The sequence below is a fragment of the Fibrivirga algicola genome, from assembly GCF_011742925.1.
Lineage (GTDB): Bacteria > Bacteroidota > Bacteroidia > Cytophagales > Spirosomataceae > Fibrella > Fibrella algicola.
Map to the genome: position 1 here is coordinate 1 of NZ_WAEL01000060.1, position 202 is coordinate 202.

Here is a 202-nt window from a genome sequence, read left to right on the forward strand (position 1 = left end):
CGTGACTAGCCCGGCCGGTCAGCTGGTGCGCCAGGATGCCACCGAAGCGGCCAGCAGCGTGCGGCTGACGACGACGGCCGTGCCCAACCGCATCAACCTGAGTTGGGTAGCCAACACCCCCTGGAGCAACGACAACCAGACCCACCGGGTGTACCGCTCGCGCACGGGCCCTGGCGGCTCCTTCAACATCATCGCTACGGTT

1 protein-coding gene is annotated in these 202 nt (G+C 67.3%); it reads left to right on the forward strand.

The window, feature by feature from the left end; all coding sequences use genetic code 11:
- On the forward strand, positions 1-202 hold a 202-nt coding region (locus F7231_RS27200; RefSeq protein ID WP_166694356.1), incomplete at both ends, for a hypothetical protein.